The sequence below is a fragment of the Streptococcus sp. HMSC10E12 genome (assembly GCF_001807855.1).
Lineage (GTDB): Bacteria > Bacillota > Bacilli > Lactobacillales > Streptococcaceae > Streptococcus > Streptococcus salivarius.
Genome location: NZ_KV791089.1, coordinates 35,724 through 55,667 on the forward strand (window position 1 = coordinate 35,724; position 19,944 = coordinate 55,667).

The window sequence follows — 19,944 nt, forward strand, 5'->3', positions numbered from 1 at the left end:
CAACAGAACCAAAAGCACCAACGCCACCAACTCCAGCTTTAGTTGAAGTGCCAGTAGAGCCACGTAAGATTACGGCTCCAGTAGAACCTAAGGCTCCGACTCCACCTACACCTGTAGTTGTAGAGGTACCTGGTGAGCCAACAAAACCAACTCCACCAACAGAGCCAACAGCTCCAACACCACCAACTATGGTCACAGTTAATGTTCCTAATAAACCTGTTTCACCTAAAGAACTTGTAGCTCCTAAGGTAAAATGGCATAAAAATTATCTTGTTGAGCGCGTAACACGTCCAGTACCAACGACGCCACCAACTCCTCAAAAACCAAAAACTCCTGGAACACCTACAGGACCAAGCGTTACACCAACTTCTTCTATAGTTGCTAAGCAAGAAACAGAAAGAACTAATAGCGCCGTATTGCCAGAAACAGGTGACTCTAACCAAAAATTAGCATCTGTAACAGGTCTAGGCCTGCTTTCAATGGCCCTTTCAGGTCTATGGTCAGCTCGCAAACGTAAACATTAATAAGATAAAATGAAAGATTAGGTTGTTTTGCTATGCAAGACAGTCTAGTCTTTTTTTTGTTACTTATTCTTTGCATATTATCGGCATAAATAAGTTTGAATGTTAAAACTAATAGGGCAAACGAGAGGACATGATTTAGGTGAAATAGCTATCCAAAAGCTAAATATTACTATGAAAAGTAAAATGAAAGCTTATAGTTGATTGTTTTTCATAATCTTTTCAATAAAAAAACATTAAAGCGAATTGGACTAGATATTATAAAATTAAACCGCCTATTTGTATCGTAAACACTATTAATAATAGGATTTTGTCTATCAAATATTTTGATATTAAAAAGTATTTGAATTTAAGAATCTAATCGAATTTAAAGGAATGCGTGTTTTTATGAGATATCTCAAATTGACATGGTTCTTTCTTTTGTTAGAATATGAACATAACTAAATATAGAAGGACGTAATTTAAATGGGGAAAAAGGAATTACAACGTTATTCACTCAGAAAGTCTAGCCTTGGTGCGGCTTCTGTTCTTTTGGGGACTGCAGTTCTTGCAGTAGGAGCTTCAAATGCAAGCGCTGATGAGGTAGCAACAACTACAGATTCAGCAACACCAGCAGTTGAAGCAACAGATGCTGTTGAAGAAAACACTTCAGCCGTAGCAGATTCAACTGAAAAGAAAGTTGTTAACGTTACTGAAGAAGGCAACACAACTGTTACAACGAGTGAAGTAACAAATACAAGCTTAGAAGCTGCAAAAACAGCTGCAACTAACGAAGGGGTTGAGGTTAAGGAAGAACCTGCTCAAACCAAAGAAACTGTTGAAGCAGCTGCTGCAGATAATAAAGCACAAGCAGAGAAAATCAATACAGTCGTTTCTGATTATAAAGCGGCTAAAGAACAATACAAGTCAGATAAAGCTGACTATGATAAAGCAAAAGCAAACTATGATGCCAAATTAGCTGAGAAAGCACTTGCTGATAAAACAAATGCTGAAGCTCAGGCTAAATATGATACTGAAAAAACAGCTTATGATAAAGCTTCAGAGCAATACCAAATTGCTAAGCAAGCTTATGACTCAGCTCTTTCAGAGTACAAGACTAAGAAAGTTACTTATGATGCTAAGGTAGCAGAAAAAGAAGCCGCTGATAAAGAAAATGCGCTTTCTGCAGCTAAATACCAAGCAGAATTGGCAACATATAACCAAGCAAAAGCTGATTATGAAGCAGCTCTTGCTCAGTACAATAGCGATAAAGCCAAATACAACGCTGAAAAAGCTAACTATGATAATAAAGTAGCTGAAAAAGTTGTTACTGAGAAACGTAACGCTGAAGCTGAAGCTAAATATCAAACTGAGCTAGCAGCATACAATGAAGCAAAAGCTAAATATGATGTAGAAAAAGCAGCATATGACAAGAATCTTGAACTTTATAACGCTAAGAAAACAGCTTATGAAGCAGATCTTGAAACAAAACAAGCTATTGAAAAATACAATGCAGATGCTAAAGCTAAATACGAAGCTGCCTTGGTTGTCTACAATGAGCAAAAAGCTAAATATGACCAAGAGTACCTTGAGTATCAAAACAAATTAGCTGTTTACCAAACAGCACTTAAACAATACCAAGATGCTAAAACAGCTTACGATAAATACATGAATGATCCTGTATATCGTAACCTTAAAGATGCTGAAGTTGTTCAAGAATTGACTTTCCAACGTGAAAACGATGCGACACACAAAGTTGAAGGTGTAAGCAACTACTTGACAAAAGAAGCACAAGAGCGTCTTAACACAAGTAATGTTTTCCAATATGATTCTAACAAGTTACAAGCATCTGACATTGTCTCAAACAGTCCTTGGACAAACACTGAAGACGAGTGGATTCAAGTTAAAGAAGGTGACAAATTTGTTGTTACTTATGATGGCTTGAACCAATCAAGCATGCTTGTTGAGAATGAAGCATCAGCAATCAAACGTGTTGTTTACCGTTACGAAATCGTTAGCCTTCCATCAAACGACGGAAAAGGTATCGCGAAAATCAGTAAGGATCCAACAGTAACTATGACAGTTGGAGCATCAACTGATCAAGATAAACCAGTTAAAGTAGCTGTAGATGTTGAGTTTTACGATAAAGATGGTAAAATGTTCAACCTTAGTGAGCGTAATGCTATCGTAGCACTTAACTCACTTAACCACTGGAACGGTGCAGCTTATGTTGAAACATCTGAGCGCCCACGTCCACTTACAGTAGAAGCGAAAGACGTTAATGGTAATACTGTTCGCGGTACTTACAATCCTTACGCAGATGGTTCTACTTTGGCAATCCAAAACGGTGAAGTTGTTACAAAATCTGGTTACGCAGATTTTGGTGGAGCTACAGTTAACATTTCAGATGAGAACCCACTTAAGGTAGTGGTTCCTATCACTGACTGGAATGGTTCAGAATGGGTTGTCTCACGTGAAATTCCAACTGATGTAACAACTCTTAATGCTTCAGGTAGTGGTAATGGCCACGCTCTTGGTAACCAAGATTATACGTTTGGTGATAAAGATGATATTATTGGTTCATACAGTGTTTCTGCTGAAACAGGTTTGATTACATTCACACCTAAGAAAAAATACCAATCAACACGCCACCAAGAATATGTAAATATTGGTGATAACCAATTCATCGCTATTCCAAAATCATCAGTTACTTATGATGCTGCCACTAAAGAAGTAACATCAGTCAATGATAACCAATACATTGATCATGGTGCAGTCTTTAATGGTGAGACAACATCAGAATTGACAGGTTGGGATAACGCTGATTCACCTTACCTCTACTATGGAGGTGCAGGTATCAAGATGACTAATGGTCACTTGGTATTTACTGCTGAAGGTGCAAATGCTGAAGGTGCACCAACAGTTTACTGGTTCGCAATCAACTCTAACCTTGGTTTGCCTAAGAATCCGGGTGAAAAACCTGAAGAACCTAAGGCACCAACACCACCAACAGCACCGATTAAACCAGTCGTTAAAACAGTTGGTATCAATCCACAAGAACCAACACCACCAACACCTCCAAAAGAGCCAGTGGCACCAACGCCACCAACTCCAGAGGTAGTTGAAGTTCCTGGTAAACCACAAGAACCAACACCACCAACAGGTCCAACGGCACCAACGCCACCAACACCAAAAGTGGTTGAAGTTCCAGAAAAACCGGTTGAACCAACACCACCAACAGGTCCAACGGCACCAACGCCACCAACACCAAAAGTAGTTGAAGTTCCTGCTAAACCAGTAGAACCTAAAACTCCTGAAAAACCAAGTGTTGTCTGGCACAAGAACTATGTCGTTGAGAGAGAGTCTCACGTGGTACCACCAACTCCACCGACTACTCCACCAACACCTGTTACTCCTCCAACTCCAGTGACACCACCAACTACACCAACTCCAGATACTGAAGTTCCTGTAGTGCCTCAAGCTGAGTTGCCACAAACTGGTGAGCACACTAGCAATGCTGGATTTATTGGACTTCTTTCAATGATTTTTGTAGCCTTTGTAGGATTCTTCAAACGTCGTAAAGAAGATTAAGTGGTGCTATTAAATTAGTTCCCCATCAAAACTAGATTCTATTTAGGATCTAGTTTTTATTTTTGCTCGTTTTTCCTCCCTCATATCATTTCTATTTACTGGTGAAACATGTTATAATTATTTTGAACGACTATTTTAGAAAGATGCAAGGAGACGAGCATGGAAGAACTTAAGAAAATCGCTGGTGTAACCGCTGCCAAATATGTTGAAGATGGAATGGTTGTTGGACTCGGTACAGGGTCAACAGCCTACTTCTTTGTAGAGGAAATTGGCCGTCGTATTAAGGAAGAAGGTCTTAGTGTTGTTGGTGTAACGACATCAAGTCAAACCACTAAACAAGCTGAAGGCTTAGGCATTCCTTTGAAGGCAGTGGATGACATTGACAGTATTGATGTTACTGTTGATGGAGCCGACGAAGTAGACCCTCAACTCAACGGGATTAAAGGTGGCGGTGGCGCCCTTTTGATGGAAAAAATCGTCGCTACACCTACAAAAGAATATATCTGGGTGGTTGATGAGTCTAAAATGGTTGATCAATTAGGTGCTTTCAAACTACCAGTTGAAGTGGTTCAATATGGTGCTGACCGTCTGTACCGTGTCTTTGAGTCTAAGGGCTATAAGCCATCATTCCGACTTACGGAACAAGGTGACCGCTTTGTTACAGATATGAAGAACTATATCATCGATCTTGATTTAGGTAAGATTGAAAATCCAGTAGCTCTTGGTGAAGAACTAAAAGCTATGACAGGGGTTGTCGATCATGGATTGTTCAATGGCATGGTTAACAAAGTCATCGTTGCAGGAAAAGACGGTGTTAAGGTCGTTGAAGTTAAGGCCTAGTCCGATTTTTATTCCCCTCACTTTTAATGAGTAAAACTAATTAATTATTTTCAAACTATTAAATAATATAGAAAGGCAAGAGGTAATTTCGAAAAGATTTTAGCTCTTTGTGGTGTTGTTATGTCCAAATTTAACAGAATGCATTTAGTCGTTCTTGATTCAGTAGGAATTGGTGCTGCTCCAGATGCCAATGACTTTGTCAATGCAGGTGTGCCAGACGGTGCTTCAGATACCCTTGGTCACATCTCTAAATCTGTAGGATTGAATGTGCCAAATATGGCTAAGCTTGGTCTAGGAAATATTCCTCGTGAAACACCTTTGAAAACAGTACCAGCAGAGAGCAACCCAACTGGTTATGCAACAAAATTGCAGGAAGTTTCTCTTGGTAAAGATACGATGACTGGTCACTGGGAAATCATGGGTCTCAATATTACTGAACCTTTTGATACTTTCTGGAACGGATTCCCAGAAGAAATTCTCACTAAAATTGAAGAATTCTCAGGACGTAAAGTCATTCGTGAAGCTAATAAACCATACTCAGGTACGGCTGTTATTGAAGACTTTGGACCTCGTCAAATGGAAACTGGTGAATTGATTATTTACACTTCAGCTGACCCAGTTCTTCAAATTGCCGCACACGAAGACGTTATTCCTTTGGATGAGTTGTATCGTATTTGTGAATATGCACGTTCAATTACTCTTGAGCGTCCAGCTCTTCTAGGGCGTATCATTGCTCGTCCTTACGTTGGTGAACCTGGAAACTTCACTCGTACGTCTAACCGTCGTGATTTGGCTGTTTCACCATTTGCACCAACTGTTTTGGATAAATTGAATGAAGCTGGTATCGATACTTATGCCGTTGGTAAAATCAATGATATTTTCAATGGAGCTGGTATCAACCACGATATGGGACACAACAAATCAAATAGCCATGGTATTGATAATTTGATTAAAGCTATGACTTCTGAAGACTTCAAACATGGTTTCTCATTCACAAACTTGGTAGACTTTGATGCCCTTTATGGACATCGTCGTGACCCACATGGATATCGTGATTGCTTGCACGAATTTGACCAACGTTTGCCTGAAATCATTGCTGCTATGCGTGAAGATGATCTCTTGATGATTACTGCTGACCATGGAAATGATCCAACTTATGCAGGTACGGACCATACTCGCGAATATATTCCATTCTTGGCTTACAGTCCATCATTCAAAGGAAATGGACTTATTCCAGTAGGTTATTTCTCTGATATCTCAGCAACAATCGCTGAAAACTTTGGTGTAGACAAAGCCATGATTGGAGAAAGTTTCTTGGATAAACTTGTCTAAGATGAAACGATATGCATTCTTGGTTCGTGGGGTAAATGTTGGTGGCCGTCATAAGGTAGTCATGGGAGACTTCTGTCGTGAGTTAGAAAATCTCGGTATGACAAATGTCTCTTCCTATATTAATAGTGGAAATTTTTTCTTCAATTCATCTTTGAGAAAAGAAGAGCTCCTTGTGATTTTGGAACGTTTTTTAGATAAGAACTATCCTTTTATAAAGGTATTTTCTCTTTTTACTCTTGAAGATTATCAGAATGACCTAGCTTCTTTGCCAAAGTGGTGGTCTGAGGATTTCTATAGAAAAGACGTTCTCTTTTTCACTGAAAGACTTGATAAAAATGAAATGAAGAAGATTATTAACTCTTTAGAGTTGAAAGATGAAATACTTCATTTTGGTCAACTTGGGGTCTACTGGGTAAAATTTGATAAATCAACTTATAGTCAAACCGCTTATCATAAGAAGTTATTGAAAACGCCTTTTTATCCTGATATAACCATTCGAAATGCAAGAACTTTTTCAAAAATTGGTCACTTTTTAAGAATGAAATAAAATTAAGGGAGAAATAACATGTCGCTACTTGAAAAAATTAGAGTCACTCAAGCATTTTTGGAAAGCAAAGGAATTGAAAATCCTGAGTTCGGTTTAATCTTGGGTTCTGGACTTGGTGAGTTGGCTGAAGAAGTTGAAGACGCAGTTGTCATTGACTATGCGGATATTCCAAACTGGGGACAATCAACGGTTGTCGGTCATGCTGGAAAACTTGTTTACGGAACTTTGTCTGGACGTAAGGTTTTGGCTCTTCAAGGGCGTTTCCATTTTTATGAAGGAAATCCGCTTGAAGTCGTTACTTTCCCTGTACGTGTTATGAAAGCTCTTGGATGTGAAGGAGTTGTTGTAACCAATGCGGCAGGTGGTATCGGTTTTGGTCCAGGTACTTTGATGGCCATCACTGACCACATTAACATGACTGGTCAAAACCCATTGATTGGTGAAAACTTGGATGATTTTGGACCACGTTTCCCTGATATGTCTAAAGCTTACACACCTGAATACCGTGAAACCGCTCATAAAGTGGCTGACAAACTTGGTATCAAATTGGATGATGGTGTTTATATCGGTGTGACAGGTCCAACTTATGAAACTCCAGCTGAAATCCGTGCTTATAAGACACTTGGTGCAGATGCTGTTGGGATGTCAACAGTTCCTGAGGTTATTATCGCAGCTCACTCTGGTTTGAAAGTTCTTGGTATCTCATGCATTACTAACCATGCAGCTGGTTTCCAAGAAGAATTGAACCACGAAGAAGTGGTGGAAGTGACTGAGCGCGTCAAAGGAGACTTCAAAGGATTGCTAAAAGCTATTTTGGCTGAACTCTAAAAAGGAATAATTGATGTCAAACTTAATGAATAATCCATTATTTCGTATCGTTCGTGGAGTTTTTATAATTGCTTTCCTGACCATGGTTTGGTTGGTTATATTTTCTGCTATAGATACAAGTGGTAGTGAGATAGACTATGAACCATTTCAAGGAGCATCTATCGTATTTGCAGTTTTAAGCTATATCATAATAGTGTTTCTATTTCAATACCATAAAGTTGTTAACTTAAAAGAGTCAATTAAATCATCATACAGTGCAATTGAAATTAAAGAACAGTATGTGGAAAAATTGATTTTACAACTGCGAGAACTGACTGATAAGATTGTAGACCATGAGTTAAAAATGTCTGTTAGAAAAAATGTTTCAGAATTGTTAGAGGAAAAAAAGTCTGTCAACAATTTGACTAACGATGAAAACAAAGCTAATCATTCAGAATCTAAGCGGAAGTCTTACGGTGAGTCTGGTAATTTTTCTAAACATGAATACTCTACTAAACTAGAGGAAACGAAGAATAAAATTATTGAGGAAATCGAAAGAGATACAAATATTACCGCTGATCAAAGTATAAAGGATTTGATTGCTGAGATTAAAGAGTCAGAAGTACTTGTTGCTAATCAAAAATTATACTACAATGAAATGGTGTCGCAATATAATAAAACAATTTATAGTTTGCCACTTGCTTTGTTAAGAACAACTTTAGGTCATTCAGAGATAAACTACTTATAACAAAGAACAAAATCATTAAGACTAGAATATAGTTAAAAAGGTAAAAGAATGAATGCTAGTTTTAGTTTTTCTAATTCAACACGAGATTGCCTTACTATGAAATAAAAACAAAGAAGGGATTGAACCTACTCTAAAGACAGTAGGAAAAGTTGGTTAAAGCAATTTTAGTCATACTCTAATATATGGGTAATCAAGAAAGAAAGAGTTTGACTTGGCTCCCCAAGTCGATTAGGTTAAGTTTAGCTGTTTTTGGAACCGGTATTGCTTCAGGTTTGGTAGGCATTCTTTGTCATTACCTTTTGGAGTTTATACAGATTCTTGTATTTGGTAATGATAAATCGGATTTATTGTCACAGTTTGACTCTGTAAGCCCCTTTCGACGATTTGCAGTATTGCTTGTAGTAGGTGTTTTGGCTAGTTTATTTTGGTATTTCCTTCAGCGACGAGTGTCCCTCCTTTCTATTAGTAAGGCTAAGCAACTCGTTGGTAAGAAGAGTCCAAATTTTCTTGGCCAAAGTCTACATGCTTTGATGCAGGTTGCAATCGTTGGAGCTGGTTCCTCAATTGGTAAAGAAGGAGCGCCTCGAGAATTAGGCGCTCTATTTGGTGGTAATCTCTCCAAAGCCTTGCACTTGGATATTGTTGATAGACAATTGCTAATTGCTTGCGGGGCAGGCGCTGGCTTAGCTGCGGTTTACCAAGTCCCCTTTGCCAGTACACTGTTTGTTCTGGAAACCTTAGGTGTTGCTTGGAAATCAAAAAACATTGTTATCATTCTTGTGACAACTTACTTGTCAGCTTATTGTGCTCGACCAATCGTTGGTAAGGAGGCAATGTATCAAGTCGGTAAAGTTAGCTCAGACCCTGCTAGTCTGATTCAGGTTATTGTTCTTGTATTAGTGATAACTCCGCTGGCGATGATGTTTAGCTTCTTAGCCAAAAAGGCTAGCAAAAGTCGTATTACTGATAAACGTATTCTGTGGACCATGCCACTATCTTATGTAGTATTAGGTGGGATTGCAGCTTTCTATCCTTTAATCATGGGAAATGGTCAGGTTCTAGCACAATGGTTATTTTCAGATGGGGTTTCAGCATACCTACCTCTTATCCTTGTCGTCAAAGGTCTTATGGTATGTTTACTTTTATGGGCAGGCTCTTATGGGGGAACCCTAACCCCTTCCTTTACCTTAGGTGCCGGATCGGGTTTCCTATTGACAAGCTGTCTTGAGATTTTTGGCTTATCCCTCAATCCTACTCTAGGAATGTTACTCGGTGCAACCGTATTTTTAGGAATAACTTTGGATGCTCCTCTAACTGGGATAGCCTTAGTTCTAGGTTTTACTGGTCAAGGAGGGCTGGTAGCAGTACACTAATCTTAGCGAGTCTACTATCGAGGATATTAAAAAATAGATGGAAGAAAAAACAATGAATATTCATTTTATCTTACACGAAACGTTTGAAGTCCCAGGAGCCTATTTAAAATGGGCTCAAGACCGTGGGCATAATATCACATCAACCAAGGTATATGAGGAAGAGGTTCTTCCTGAAACCGTTGAAGGTATTGATTTTCTAATTGTGATGGGTGGCCCTCAGTCACCTGATGAAGATCGTCAGGCCTTTCCTTATTATGACCCAGAAGCTGAGATTGCATTTATGCAAAAAGCAATTGCTGCTGATATCTATATTGTTGGGGTTTGCCTAGGTGCTCAACTTTTATCTGTAGCCTATGGTGGTGAGTATGAACATAGTCCAGAACGTGAGATTGGTGTTTTCCCTGTAACGTTAACTGAGGCAGGTTTAGCGGATGAGCATGTCAAAGGTTTTGGCAAAACCCTAAACACTGGCCACTGGCATGGTGATATGCCTGGATTGACTGATAATGCAGTTGTTCTTGCTACTAGTCAAGGTTGTCCACGACAAATTGTTCGCTTCAGTCCTAAACACTATGCCTTTCAAGCACACTTGGAGTTTGATCCTGAAGCAATTGATTTGCTTATAGCTGCTGACGGTGAAGAGCATTTACGTAAGCAAAATAAAGAGTTGCCTTTTGTTCAAACACCTGAACAATTGCGTGCCAACGATTATTCTGAAATGAACAAAATGTTATACGATTTTCTTGATTCATTGACTCAAGCTTAATCCACTTTTAAAGTAGTTATTTATCCACTATATAATAGTAGAAAAATATTTAAAAATAAAAATTAAAGAAAGGTAGAGCGTGTGTTCTGATTTGAACACGAGCGGAAAGCTCGGAAAATAGATAATCTTCATTTGTTTTCTGTCTGCTCCTTTACCATCAAAAAATAGAAAGGATGGGCTAACTGTATTCATTGAATTGAATACGGGCGGAGAACTGTGTAAAAAAGATAAACTGTCTAGCATTTACAATGCGTCGCTAGTTTCCTATTTTTACTTTGCCTCTTTAACGCCCTTGGTATCTTATATTATGTCTATTCATATTGCTGCTAAGCAAGGAGAGATTGCTGATAAAATTCTTCTTCCTGGGGATCCATTGCGTGCGAAATTCATTGCTGAGAATTTCCTTGAGGATGCTGTATGTTTCAATGAGGTTCGTAACATGTTTGGTTACACAGGAACATACAAAGGTGAACGTGTCTCAGTAATGGGAACAGGAATGGGGATGCCTTCAATCTCTATTTATGCGCGTGAGCTTATCGTTGACTATGGTGTTAAAAAATTGATTCGTGTGGGTACTGCTGGTTCATTGAACGAGGATGTTCACGTTCGTGAGTTAGTTCTAGCACAAGCCGCAGCGACAAACTCTAACATTATCCGTAATGATTGGCCACAATACGATTTCCCACAAATTGCAAGTTTTAATCTCTTGGATAAGGCTTACCACATTGCCAAAGATCTCGGTATGACAACACATGTTGGTAATGTTTTGTCTTCTGATGTTTTCTATTCAAATTATTTCGAAAAAAACATTGAGCTTGGTAAATGGGGAGTGAAGGCTGTTGAAATGGAAGCAGCAGCACTTTATTACCTTGCAGCTCAACACCAAGTAGATGCTCTTGCCATCATGACTATTTCTGATAGTTTGGTCAATCCAGATGAAGACACTACAGCTGAGGAACGTCAAAACACTTTCACTGACATGATGAAAGTTGGTCTTGAAACACTAATTGCAGACTAATCTGTAAAAGGACGCCATTAGGTCGTCCTTTTGTGTTGTAACTAAGATCTACTCGAAGAATCAATAGGTTAAAAATTTTCAAACTACTAGAAAAAAATAAAAATATTTGGAAGAAAAAGACTTGTAATAAATAGGTAAATATCCGACAATTTAAGGTTCAACCACTAAAAATGTGAAAATAAGTTTACAATATTATAAAAAATGATAGAAATTAAATGCTAGATATCATAATGAAAAACGGTTTCTTCTTTTTTAAAAAGAATGACAATTGAAATGAAGTTATAGTAATGTTATAATGATAATGGGAAATGTCTAATTTTAATTTTTAGGAGCAATTTATATGAGTTCGCGTACGAATCGTAAGCAAAAACGTACGAGTAATAGATCGTGGGGGATGGTCAACGTTGGGTTGACCATTCTGTATGCTATTTTAGCATTGATCTTATTATTCACAATGTTCAATTATAATTTCCTATCATTTAGGTTTTTGAACATCATTATCACCATTGGTTTGTTGGTAGTTCTTGCTATTAGCATCTTCCTTCAGAAGACTAAGAAATCACCACTAGTGACAACGGTTGTATTGGTTATCTTCTCGCTAGTTTCTCTGGTTGGTATTTTTGGTTTTAAACAAATGATTGATATCACTAACCGTATGAATCAGACGGCTGCATTTTCTGAAGTAGAAATGAGCATAGTAGTTCCTAAGGATAGTGACATCAAAGATGTGAGTCAGCTTACTAGCGTACAAGCACCAACTAAGGTTGATAAGAACAATATCGACACCTTGATGTCTGCTCTAAAGAAAGACAAAAAGGTTGATGTTAAAGTTGATGATGTTGCTTCATATCAAGAAGCATATGACAATCTTAAGTCTGGCAAATCTAAAGCTATGGTCTTGAGTGGCTCTTATGCTAGCCTACTAGATTCTGTCGATAGTAACTATGCTTCAAATCTAAAAACAATCTATACTTATAAAATTAAAAAGAAGAATAACAATTCTGCAAAACAAGTAGATTCAAAAGTCTTCAATATTTATATTAGTGGTATTGATACCTACGGTTCAATTTCAACAGTGTCACGTTCAGATGTCAATATCATTATGACCGTTAACATGAACACACATAAGATTCTCTTGACGACCACTCCACGTGATGCGTACGTTAAGATTCCTGATGGAGGGGCAGACCAGTATGATAAATTAACCCACGCAGGTATTTATGGCGTTGAAACATCTGAAAAAACTCTGGAAAATCTTTATGGCATTAAGATTGATTACTATGCACGTATTAACTTCACATCTTTCCTTAAGTTGATTGACCAACTTGGTGGTGTGACAGTTCATAATGATCAAGCCTTCACGAGTCTTCACGGGAAGTTTGATTTCCCAGTTGGAGATATCCAAATGAATTCTGAACAAGCCCTTGGCTTTGTTCGTGAGCGTTATAGTTTGGATGGAGGAGACAATGACCGTGGTAAGAACCAAGAGAAAGTGATTTCTGCGATTGTAAACAAGTTAGCTTCACTAAATTCTGTATCAAACTTTACTTCAATTGTTAACAATCTTCAAGACTCTGTTCAAACGAATATGTCTTTAGATACCATTAATGCTCTGGCCAATACACAACTTGATTCAGGTTCTAAATTTACGGTGACTTCTCAAGCAGTAACAGGTACAGGTTCAACTGGACAATTGACCTCTTATGCTATGCCAAATTCTAGTCTCTACATGATGAAACTGGATGATTCAAGTGTGGAAAGCGCCTCTCAAGCTATCAAAAATTTGATGGAGGAAAAATAAGTGATTGACGTTCACTCACATATTGTTTTTGATGTTGATGATGGTCCTAAAACTTTAGAAGAAAGTCTTGACCTCATTGGCGAAAGCTATGCGCAAGGAGTGCGTACGATTGTTTCAACATCCCATCGTCGTAAGGGAATGTTTGAAACCCCAGAGGATAAAATCTTTGCTAACTTTTCTAAGGTAAAAGAAGAAGCAGAAGCACTTTATCCAGACTTAACTATTTGTTATGGTGGTGAACTTTATTACACCTCAGACATTGTGGAGAAGCTTGAAAAGAATCTCATTCCACGCATGCACAGCACTCAATTTGCTTTGATTGAGTTTAGTGCTCACACATCTTGGAAAGAAATTCATAGTGGGCTTAGCAATGTTTTACGCGCAGGGGTGACACCAATTGTTGCTCACATTGAGCGCTATGATGCCCTCGAAGAAAATGCTGATCGTGTTCGAGAAATCATCAATATGGGCTGCTATACTCAAGTCAATAGTTCACATGTCCTCAAACCAAAGCTCTTTGGCGATAAAGATAAAGTAAGAAAGAAACGTGTTCGTTATTTCTTGGAAAAAAATTTGGTTCATATGGTTGCTAGTGACATGCATAATCTTGGTCCAAGACCACCATTTATGAAAGATGCCTACGCTATTATCGAAAAGACTTACGGAACGCGACGTGCTCGTAACCTTTTTATCGAAAATCCACAAACACTACTTGAAAATCAATACATATAGGAGAAACTATGACTCAGGAAAACACGAAGCGTGTTGAAATCGACGTGCTTGCATTATTGCACAAACTTTGGACTAAAAAGGTATTTATTCTATTTACAGCCTTTTATGTCGCTGTCTTTGCCTTCTTGGGAACTTATTTCCTCATTCAACCCACATATACGTCATCGACACGTATCTATGTGGTTAACCAAGCGAATGATGGCAAAAACCTTTCTGCTCAAGATTTGCAGGCCGGTACATTTTTGACAAAAGACTACAAAGAAATTATTACATCAAATGATGTCTTGTCAGAAGTTATCAAAGATGAAAAATTGAATATGACAGAAGCAGAACTTGCTAAAATGATTTCAGTTAATATTCCTACTGATACTCGTCTTATCTCAATTTCTGTTAATGCTAAAACTGGTCAAGATGCGCAAACACTTGCCAATAAGGTTCGTGAAGTTGCTTCAGAAAAAATCAAAAACGTGACAAAAGTTGAAGATGTTACAACGCTTGAAGAAGCTAAGTTGCCAGAGTCACCATCTTCACCCAATATCAAACGTAACGTGCTTCTTGGAGCAGTGCTTGGAGGATTCCTTGCAGTTGTTGGTGTATTGGTACGTGAAATCCTAGATGATCGTATTCGCCGTCCAGAAGATGTAGAAGATGCCCTTGGAATGACACTTCTTGGAATTGTCCCTGATACAGATAAAATTTAAGGAGAAGAAATGCCTCTATTAAAGTTAGTAAAATCTAAAGTAAACTTTGCCAAACAAACAGAAGAGTATTACAATGCCATTCGCACAAATATTCAATTTTCTGGTGCACAGATGAAAGTGATTGCGATTAGCTCTGTTGAAGCTGGTGAAGGAAAATCAACGACATCTGTTAACTTGGCGATTTCATTTGCTAGTGTTGGGCTTCGAACACTTCTCATTGATGCTGATACTCGTAACTCTGTTTTGTCAGGTACATTTAAGTCAAATGAGCCTTATAAAGGCCTTTCAAATTTCCTATCAGGAAATGCTGATCTGAATGAAACTATTTGCCAAACTGATATTTCTGGTTTGGATGTCATTGCATCTGGTCCTGTACCACCTAATCCAACAAGTCTTTTGCAAAATGACAATTTTAGACATTTGATGGAAGTTGCTCGTAGTCGTTATGATTATGTCATTATCGATACGCCACCAATTGGTTTGGTCATTGATGCGGTTATTATTGCCCATCAGGCTGATGCCAGTCTTTTGGTTACAGCAGCTGGAAAAATCAAACGTCGTTTCGTAGCTAAGGCCGTTGAACAATTGGAACAAAGTGGTTCTCAGTTCTTAGGTGTCGTCCTTAATAAAGTTGACATGACAGTTGATAAATATGGATCATATGGTTCTTACGGATCATATGGCGAGTACGGAAAAAAATCAGACCAAAAAGAAGGTCATTCAAGAGCACATCGTCGTAGAAAAGGATAGCATTAATGGGGATGATGCGGCTCCTTATACCTTAACAGATTAAAAAGGGGTTTAGAGTGAAAGAAAAACAAGAAATTCGTCGCATTGAAATTGGTATTATACAGTTGGTTGTGGTTGTTTTCGCAGCCATGGTAGCTAGTAAAATACCTTATACAGAGATTACCCAAGGAAGCATTGTCCTTTTAGGTGTCGTACATGTAGTGTCTTACTATATCAGTAGTTATTATGAAAATCTTAAGTATAGAGGCTACTTGGATGAACTCATTGCAACTGTCAAATATTGTTTCGTATTTGCTCTAATTGCAACTTTCCTCTCGTTTTTTGCAGATGGAAGTTTTTCTATCTCACGTCGCGGACTTCTCTATGTTACCCTGATTTCAGGTATTCTATTATACGTTACAAATACTGTTCTTAAGTATTTCCGTTCATCAATTTATACACGTCGTAAAAGTAACAAGAATATTCTCTTGATTTCTGATCAGGCGCGTCTTGAAAATGTTTTGTCTCGTATGAAAGACAATATGGACGGTAGGATTACAGCAGTTTGTGTCTTGGATAATCCTTATTTCACTGATCCATTTATCAAGTGTGTTAAACCTGAAAATTTGATTGAATATGCGACACACTCTGTAGTGGACCAAGTTTTGATTAACCTGCCAAGTGAGCAGTATAAGATTTGGGATTATGCATCACCTTTTGAGCTCATGGGAATTCCAGTTTCTATTAATTTGAATGCTCTTGAATTTATGAGTCAGGGTGAAAAACGTATTCAACAATTGGGTCCTTTCAAAGTTGTTACCTTTTCAACGCATTTTTATAGCTATGGAGATATCTTGGCGAAACGTTTCCTCGATATCTGTGGAGCCCTAGTTGGTTTGGTGCTCTGCGGTATTGTTGGAATCTTCCTTTATCCACTTATTCGTAAAGATGGTGGGCCAGTCATTTTTGCTCAAGACCGTGTGGGTGAGAATGGACGTATTTTCAAGTTTTATAAATTCCGTTCTATGAGAGTAGATGCTGAAGAAATCAAGAAGAATTTGATGGCACAGAATCAAATGTCTGGTGGTATGTTTAAGATGGACAATGATCCACGTATTACTAAAATCGGACATTTCATTCGTAAAACGAGTCTTGATGAACTTCCGCAATTTTGGAATGTTCTAAAAGGTGATATGAGCTTAGTAGGAACACGTCCACCAACCTTGGATGAGTACGAATCTTATACACCTGAACAAAAACGTCGCCTCAGCTTTAAACCAGGTATTACTGGTCTTTGGCAAGTAAGCGGTCGAAGTGAAATTACGGATTTTGATGAAGTTGTAAAACTAGACGTTGCTTATATGGACGGATGGACAATCTGGCGCGATATCAAAATCTTATTGAAAACAATTAAAGTAGTAGTAATGAAGGATGGAGCAAAGTGATGGCTTTCTCCATTTCTTTTAATGGTGATTAAATGACAAAAACAGTTTATATCGTTGGTTCTAAGGGAATTCCAGCAAAATATGGTGGATTTGAGACCTTTGTTGAGAAGTTAACAGAGTTCCAACAAGACAAAGATATTCAATATTATGTAGCTTGTATGCGTGAAAACTCTGCTAAATCAGGTATTACAGCAGACAATTTCGAACATAACGGTGCTAAATGCTACAATATCGATGTCCCAAATATTGGGCCTGCACGTGCCATCGCTTATGACATCGCAGCTCTCAATAAGGCCATTGAAATTGCTAAGGAAAACAATGACCAAGCACCGATCTTTTATGTTTTGGCCTGTCGAATTGGTCCATTTATCTCAGGTATTAAAAAGAAAATCAAGGCTATCGGTGGTACCCTTATGGTTAACCCAGACGGTCATGAATGGCTTCGTGCGAAATGGAGTCTTCCAGTTCGTAAATATTGGAAAATTTCTGAGCAACTCATGGTAAAACATGCAGATCTTTTGATTTGTGATAGTAAAAACATTGAATCTTATATTCAAAAGGATTATGCGAAGTATCGTCCTCAAACAACTTATATTGCCTACGGGACAGACACAACTAAATCTCGATTGACTAAGGTTGATGATAAGGTTCGCACATGGTATTTTGAAAAGGGTGTCATTGAAAACAATTATTACCTAGTTGTAGGACGCTTTGTGCCTGAAAATAACTATGAGGCTATGATTCGTGGCTTTATGGTATCTAAATCTGACAAGGACTTTGTACTCATTACCAATGTTGAAGAAAACAAGTTCTACGACAAGTTGCGTCAGGAAACTGGTTTTGACAAGGATCCTCGAGTGAAGTTTGTCGGAACTGTCTATGACCAAGAATTGCTCAAATACATTCGTGAGAATGCCTTTGCTTACTTCCATGGTCATGAAGTAGGTGGTACTAATCCATCCCTTCTTGAGGCTCTTGAGTCTACTAAGCTCAACCTCTTGTTGGATGTAGGCTTTAACCGTGAAGTCGGTGAAGATGGTGCTCTCTATTGGAAGAAAGACCAATTGGCAAGTGTCATCGATCAAGCTGAGCAATTGGATGAACAAGCTATCGAAGACCTCAACCAAAAATCAAGTAAACGTATTGCTGAAGCTTTTACTTGGGAAAAAATTGTTACAGACTACGAGAAAGTATTTAAAGGATAGAAATGCAGAAAATTTTATATCTTCACGCTGGTGCCGAAATGTATGGTGCTGACAAGGTTTTGTTGGAGCTTATTAAAGGGTTGGATAAAGACACCTTTGAAGCTCATGTCATCTTGCCCAACGATGGTGTCTTAGTGAGTGCATTGGAAAAGGTTGGGGCTAAGGTAAAAGTTATCGATTATCCAATCTTACGTCGTAAATATTTTAATCCTAAGGGAATTCTTGAGTATTTTGGCTCTTATAATCGTTATTCAAAGCAAATTGCCAAATATGCTAAGGATAATGGCATTACTCTCATTCACAACAATACGACTGCGGTACTTGAGGGGATCTATCTCAAACGTAAGTTGAAATTACCTTTGATTTGGCATGTGCATGAAATTATCGTTAAACCAAAAGCAATCTCTGATTTTATCAACTTTTTGATGGGGCGTTATGCGGATACGATTGTGACAGTTTCAAATGCTGTGGCTAACCACGTCAAGCAGTCTCGCTTTGTAAAAAATGACCAAGTTCAAGTCATCTATAATGGTGTTGACAATGCCGTCTATCATGAAATGGATGCTAGTGCAGTCCGTGATCAGTTTGGTATTGCACAAGATGCTTTGGTTATCGGAATGGTTGGTCGAGTGAATGCATGGAAAGGTCAAGGCGACTTCTTAGAAGCTGTGACTCCAATCTTAAAGGCTAATCCAAAAGCAGTAGCCTTTCTGGCAGGGAGTGCTTTTGAAGGTGAAGAATGGCGAGTTGATGAGTTGGAGAAAGCTATATCAGACTCACCAGTAGCTGGACAGATTAAACGTATCGATTATTATAGCAAGACAACACAGCTCTATAATATGTTTGATATCTTTGTCCTGCCAAGTACCAATCCAGATCCTCTACCAACTGTAGTCCTCGAATCAATGGCTTGTGGCAAACCCTTAGCCGGCTACCGTCATGGTGGTGTGTGTGAAATGGTTAAGGAAGGTGAAAATGGTCTTCTTGCCACACCAAATAAGCCTGCAGAATTGTCTAAGGCTATTCAAGAATTGGCTGATAACACTGAGAAGAGAGAGCAATTTGGTAAGGCATCTGTCAAACGCCAAAAAGAACTCTTTTCATTACAAAGTTATATTCGTAATTTCTCGGAGTTATATAAGAAGTACTAAGAAGTACTATTATGAACAGCGAAACACTAAAAAATAAATTAAAACGTATCGTTTATCCAATTATTAATTTTATTCCTAGACGAAGACTCAAGAATAAAAATTTCACGATTATTTGTGATAATTGTTGGGCTGGGAAAGTTTATCAGGAGTTGGGCTTGCCTTATCAAACACCATTTGTCGGGATGTTTGTCTTTTCGCCTGATTACATCAAGATGCTCAAGAATTTAAAACACTATTTGAGCGGAGACATCCCCTTGAAATTTGTTAAGGAATCAAAATATATCAAAGACTTTGATAATGCTTATCCTCTTGCACTTCTTGATGATATTGAACTTCATTTTTTGCATTATGCAGATGAAGAAGAAGCTACTCAAAAAAGGGAACGCCGTTTGAAGAGAATGCATTGGGATAATTTGTATTTCAAGTTCAATGATAATGATGCCTGCACGTATGAGTTGATGAAAGAGTTTGAAGAGCTTCCATACAAGAGTAAGGTCATTTTCTCTTCAAAGAATTATAGTGACTTACCTTCATTGGTCCACTTTAAATCGGCTGAGAAGCAAGGGCATGTTGGTATCGATTTAAAAACTTACCACCGTTATTTTAATACCGTTACTTGGTTGAATAAGGGTGGAGAAGACTTAACATAAAAAATTAG

General features: G+C 38.2%; 17 protein-coding genes and 1 pseudogene. All 18 read left to right on the forward strand.

Annotation, left to right across the window (positions count from 1 at the left end; genetic code table 11):
- Positions 1-524 (forward strand): LPXTG cell wall anchor domain-containing protein (locus HMPREF3112_RS11640; RefSeq protein ID WP_256262662.1); only part of this gene is annotated, 524 nt, incomplete at its 5' end.
- 462 nt (positions 525-986) lie between these two features.
- The gene (locus HMPREF3112_RS04990; RefSeq protein ID WP_070438480.1) at positions 987-4,091 is read left to right on the forward strand and encodes an LPXTG cell wall anchor domain-containing protein; all 3,105 of its coding nucleotides are present in this window, start codon (positions 987-989) and stop codon (positions 4,089-4,091) included.
- Between the two features lie 159 nt (positions 4,092-4,250).
- Positions 4,251-4,931 (forward strand): ribose-5-phosphate isomerase RpiA, encoded by a 681-nt coding sequence (gene rpiA / locus HMPREF3112_RS04995; RefSeq protein ID WP_002884973.1) that lies wholly within the window; start codon positions 4,251-4,253, stop codon positions 4,929-4,931.
- A 120-nt stretch (positions 4,932-5,051) separates the two neighbouring features.
- Positions 5,052-6,263, forward strand: coding sequence for a phosphopentomutase (locus tag HMPREF3112_RS05000; protein WP_070438483.1), 1,212 nt, complete (start codon positions 5,052-5,054; stop codon positions 6,261-6,263).
- Between the two features lies 1 nt (position 6,264).
- Positions 6,265-6,810, forward strand: a complete 546-nt coding sequence (locus HMPREF3112_RS05005) for a DUF1697 domain-containing protein (RefSeq protein WP_048675949.1) — start codon at positions 6,265-6,267, stop codon at positions 6,808-6,810.
- A gap of 18 nt (positions 6,811-6,828) precedes the next feature.
- Positions 6,829-7,638 (forward strand): purine-nucleoside phosphorylase, encoded by an 810-nt coding sequence (locus tag HMPREF3112_RS05010; protein ID WP_048675946.1) that lies wholly within the window; start codon positions 6,829-6,831, stop codon positions 7,636-7,638.
- A 13-nt stretch (positions 7,639-7,651) separates the two neighbouring features.
- Positions 7,652-8,365, forward strand: a complete 714-nt coding sequence (locus HMPREF3112_RS05015; protein ID WP_002884976.1) for a LemA family protein — start codon at positions 7,652-7,654, stop codon at positions 8,363-8,365.
- A 182-nt stretch (positions 8,366-8,547) separates the two neighbouring features.
- Positions 8,548-9,794 (forward strand): annotated as a pseudogene (locus tag HMPREF3112_RS05020) (chloride channel protein).
- A complete protein-coding gene (locus tag HMPREF3112_RS05025) occupies positions 9,791-10,504 on the forward strand; it encodes a type 1 glutamine amidotransferase (protein ID WP_070438485.1) in 714 nt (237 codons plus the stop codon). The pseudogene HMPREF3112_RS05020 and the gene HMPREF3112_RS05025 overlap by 4 nt, the downstream one beginning before the upstream one ends.
- 307 nt (positions 10,505-10,811) lie before the next feature.
- Entirely contained in the window at positions 10,812-11,522 is a 711-nt protein-coding gene (deoD, locus tag HMPREF3112_RS05030; protein WP_048675940.1) for a purine-nucleoside phosphorylase, read from the forward strand.
- Between the two features lie 340 nt (positions 11,523-11,862).
- Positions 11,863-13,323 (forward strand): LCP family glycopolymer transferase CpsA, encoded by a 1,461-nt coding sequence (locus HMPREF3112_RS05035; protein ID WP_070438488.1) that lies wholly within the window; start codon positions 11,863-11,865, stop codon positions 13,321-13,323.
- The gene (cps4B, locus tag HMPREF3112_RS05040) at positions 13,324-14,055 is read left to right on the forward strand and encodes a capsular polysaccharide biosynthesis protein Cps4B (RefSeq protein WP_070438491.1); all 732 of its coding nucleotides are present in this window, start codon (positions 13,324-13,326) and stop codon (positions 14,053-14,055) included.
- 8 nt (positions 14,056-14,063) lie between these two features.
- On the forward strand, positions 14,064-14,756 hold the full coding sequence (locus HMPREF3112_RS05045; RefSeq protein WP_002884894.1) for a capsular polysaccharide biosynthesis protein: 693 nt from the start codon (positions 14,064-14,066) through the stop codon (positions 14,754-14,756).
- Between the two features lie 9 nt (positions 14,757-14,765).
- Complete coding sequence (locus HMPREF3112_RS05050; RefSeq protein WP_048675935.1) at positions 14,766-15,506, forward strand: tyrosine-protein kinase; 741 nt, start codon at positions 14,766-14,768, stop codon at positions 15,504-15,506.
- 56 nt (positions 15,507-15,562) lie between these two features.
- Entirely contained in the window at positions 15,563-16,930 is a 1,368-nt protein-coding gene (locus HMPREF3112_RS05055) for a sugar transferase (RefSeq protein ID WP_048675932.1), read from the forward strand.
- Between the two features lie 32 nt (positions 16,931-16,962).
- A complete protein-coding gene (gene cps2T, locus HMPREF3112_RS05060) occupies positions 16,963-18,135 on the forward strand; it encodes a beta 1-4 rhamnosyltransferase Cps2T (RefSeq protein WP_048675929.1) in 1,173 nt (390 codons plus the stop codon).
- A gap of 2 nt (positions 18,136-18,137) precedes the next feature.
- A complete protein-coding gene (locus HMPREF3112_RS05065; protein WP_048675926.1) occupies positions 18,138-19,286 on the forward strand; it encodes a glycosyltransferase family 4 protein in 1,149 nt (382 codons plus the stop codon).
- Positions 19,287-19,297: 11 nt separating this feature from the next.
- The gene (locus HMPREF3112_RS05070) at positions 19,298-19,936 is read left to right on the forward strand and encodes a DUF1919 domain-containing protein (protein ID WP_038675949.1); all 639 of its coding nucleotides are present in this window, start codon (positions 19,298-19,300) and stop codon (positions 19,934-19,936) included.
- The last annotated feature ends 8 nt before the right edge of the window (positions 19,937-19,944 follow it).

Excerpts from the sequence above, each read along its gene's own strand:
- HMPREF3112_RS05035 (WP_070438488.1), top strand. The coding sequence starts at position 11,863 with ATGAGTTCGCGTACGAATCGTAAGCAAAAACGTACGAGTAATAGATCG.
- HMPREF3112_RS05000 (WP_070438483.1), top strand. The coding sequence starts at position 5,052 with ATGTCCAAATTTAACAGAATGCATTTAGTCGTTCTTGATTCAGTAGGA.
- HMPREF3112_RS05025 (WP_070438485.1), top strand. The coding sequence starts at position 9,791 with ATGAATATTCATTTTATCTTACACGAAACGTTTGAAGTCCCAGGAGCC.
- HMPREF3112_RS05045 (WP_002884894.1), top strand. The coding sequence starts at position 14,064 with ATGACTCAGGAAAACACGAAGCGTGTTGAAATCGACGTGCTTGCATTA.
- HMPREF3112_RS05050 (WP_048675935.1), top strand. The coding sequence starts at position 14,766 with ATGCCTCTATTAAAGTTAGTAAAATCTAAAGTAAACTTTGCCAAACAA.
- HMPREF3112_RS05065 (WP_048675926.1), top strand. The coding sequence starts at position 18,138 with ATGCAGAAAATTTTATATCTTCACGCTGGTGCCGAAATGTATGGTGCT.
- HMPREF3112_RS05015 (WP_002884976.1), top strand. The coding sequence starts at position 7,652 with ATGTCAAACTTAATGAATAATCCATTATTTCGTATCGTTCGTGGAGTT.
- rpiA (WP_002884973.1), top strand. The coding sequence starts at position 4,251 with ATGGAAGAACTTAAGAAAATCGCTGGTGTAACCGCTGCCAAATATGTT.
- HMPREF3112_RS04990 (WP_070438480.1), top strand. The coding sequence starts at position 987 with ATGGGGAAAAAGGAATTACAACGTTATTCACTCAGAAAGTCTAGCCTT.
- HMPREF3112_RS05010 (WP_048675946.1), top strand. The coding sequence starts at position 6,829 with ATGTCGCTACTTGAAAAAATTAGAGTCACTCAAGCATTTTTGGAAAGC.
- cps2T (WP_048675929.1), top strand. The coding sequence starts at position 16,963 with ATGACAAAAACAGTTTATATCGTTGGTTCTAAGGGAATTCCAGCAAAA.
- deoD (WP_048675940.1), top strand. The coding sequence starts at position 10,812 with ATGTCTATTCATATTGCTGCTAAGCAAGGAGAGATTGCTGATAAAATT.
- HMPREF3112_RS05005 (WP_048675949.1), top strand. The coding sequence starts at position 6,265 with ATGAAACGATATGCATTCTTGGTTCGTGGGGTAAATGTTGGTGGCCGT.
- HMPREF3112_RS05070 (WP_038675949.1), top strand. The coding sequence starts at position 19,298 with ATGAACAGCGAAACACTAAAAAATAAATTAAAACGTATCGTTTATCCA.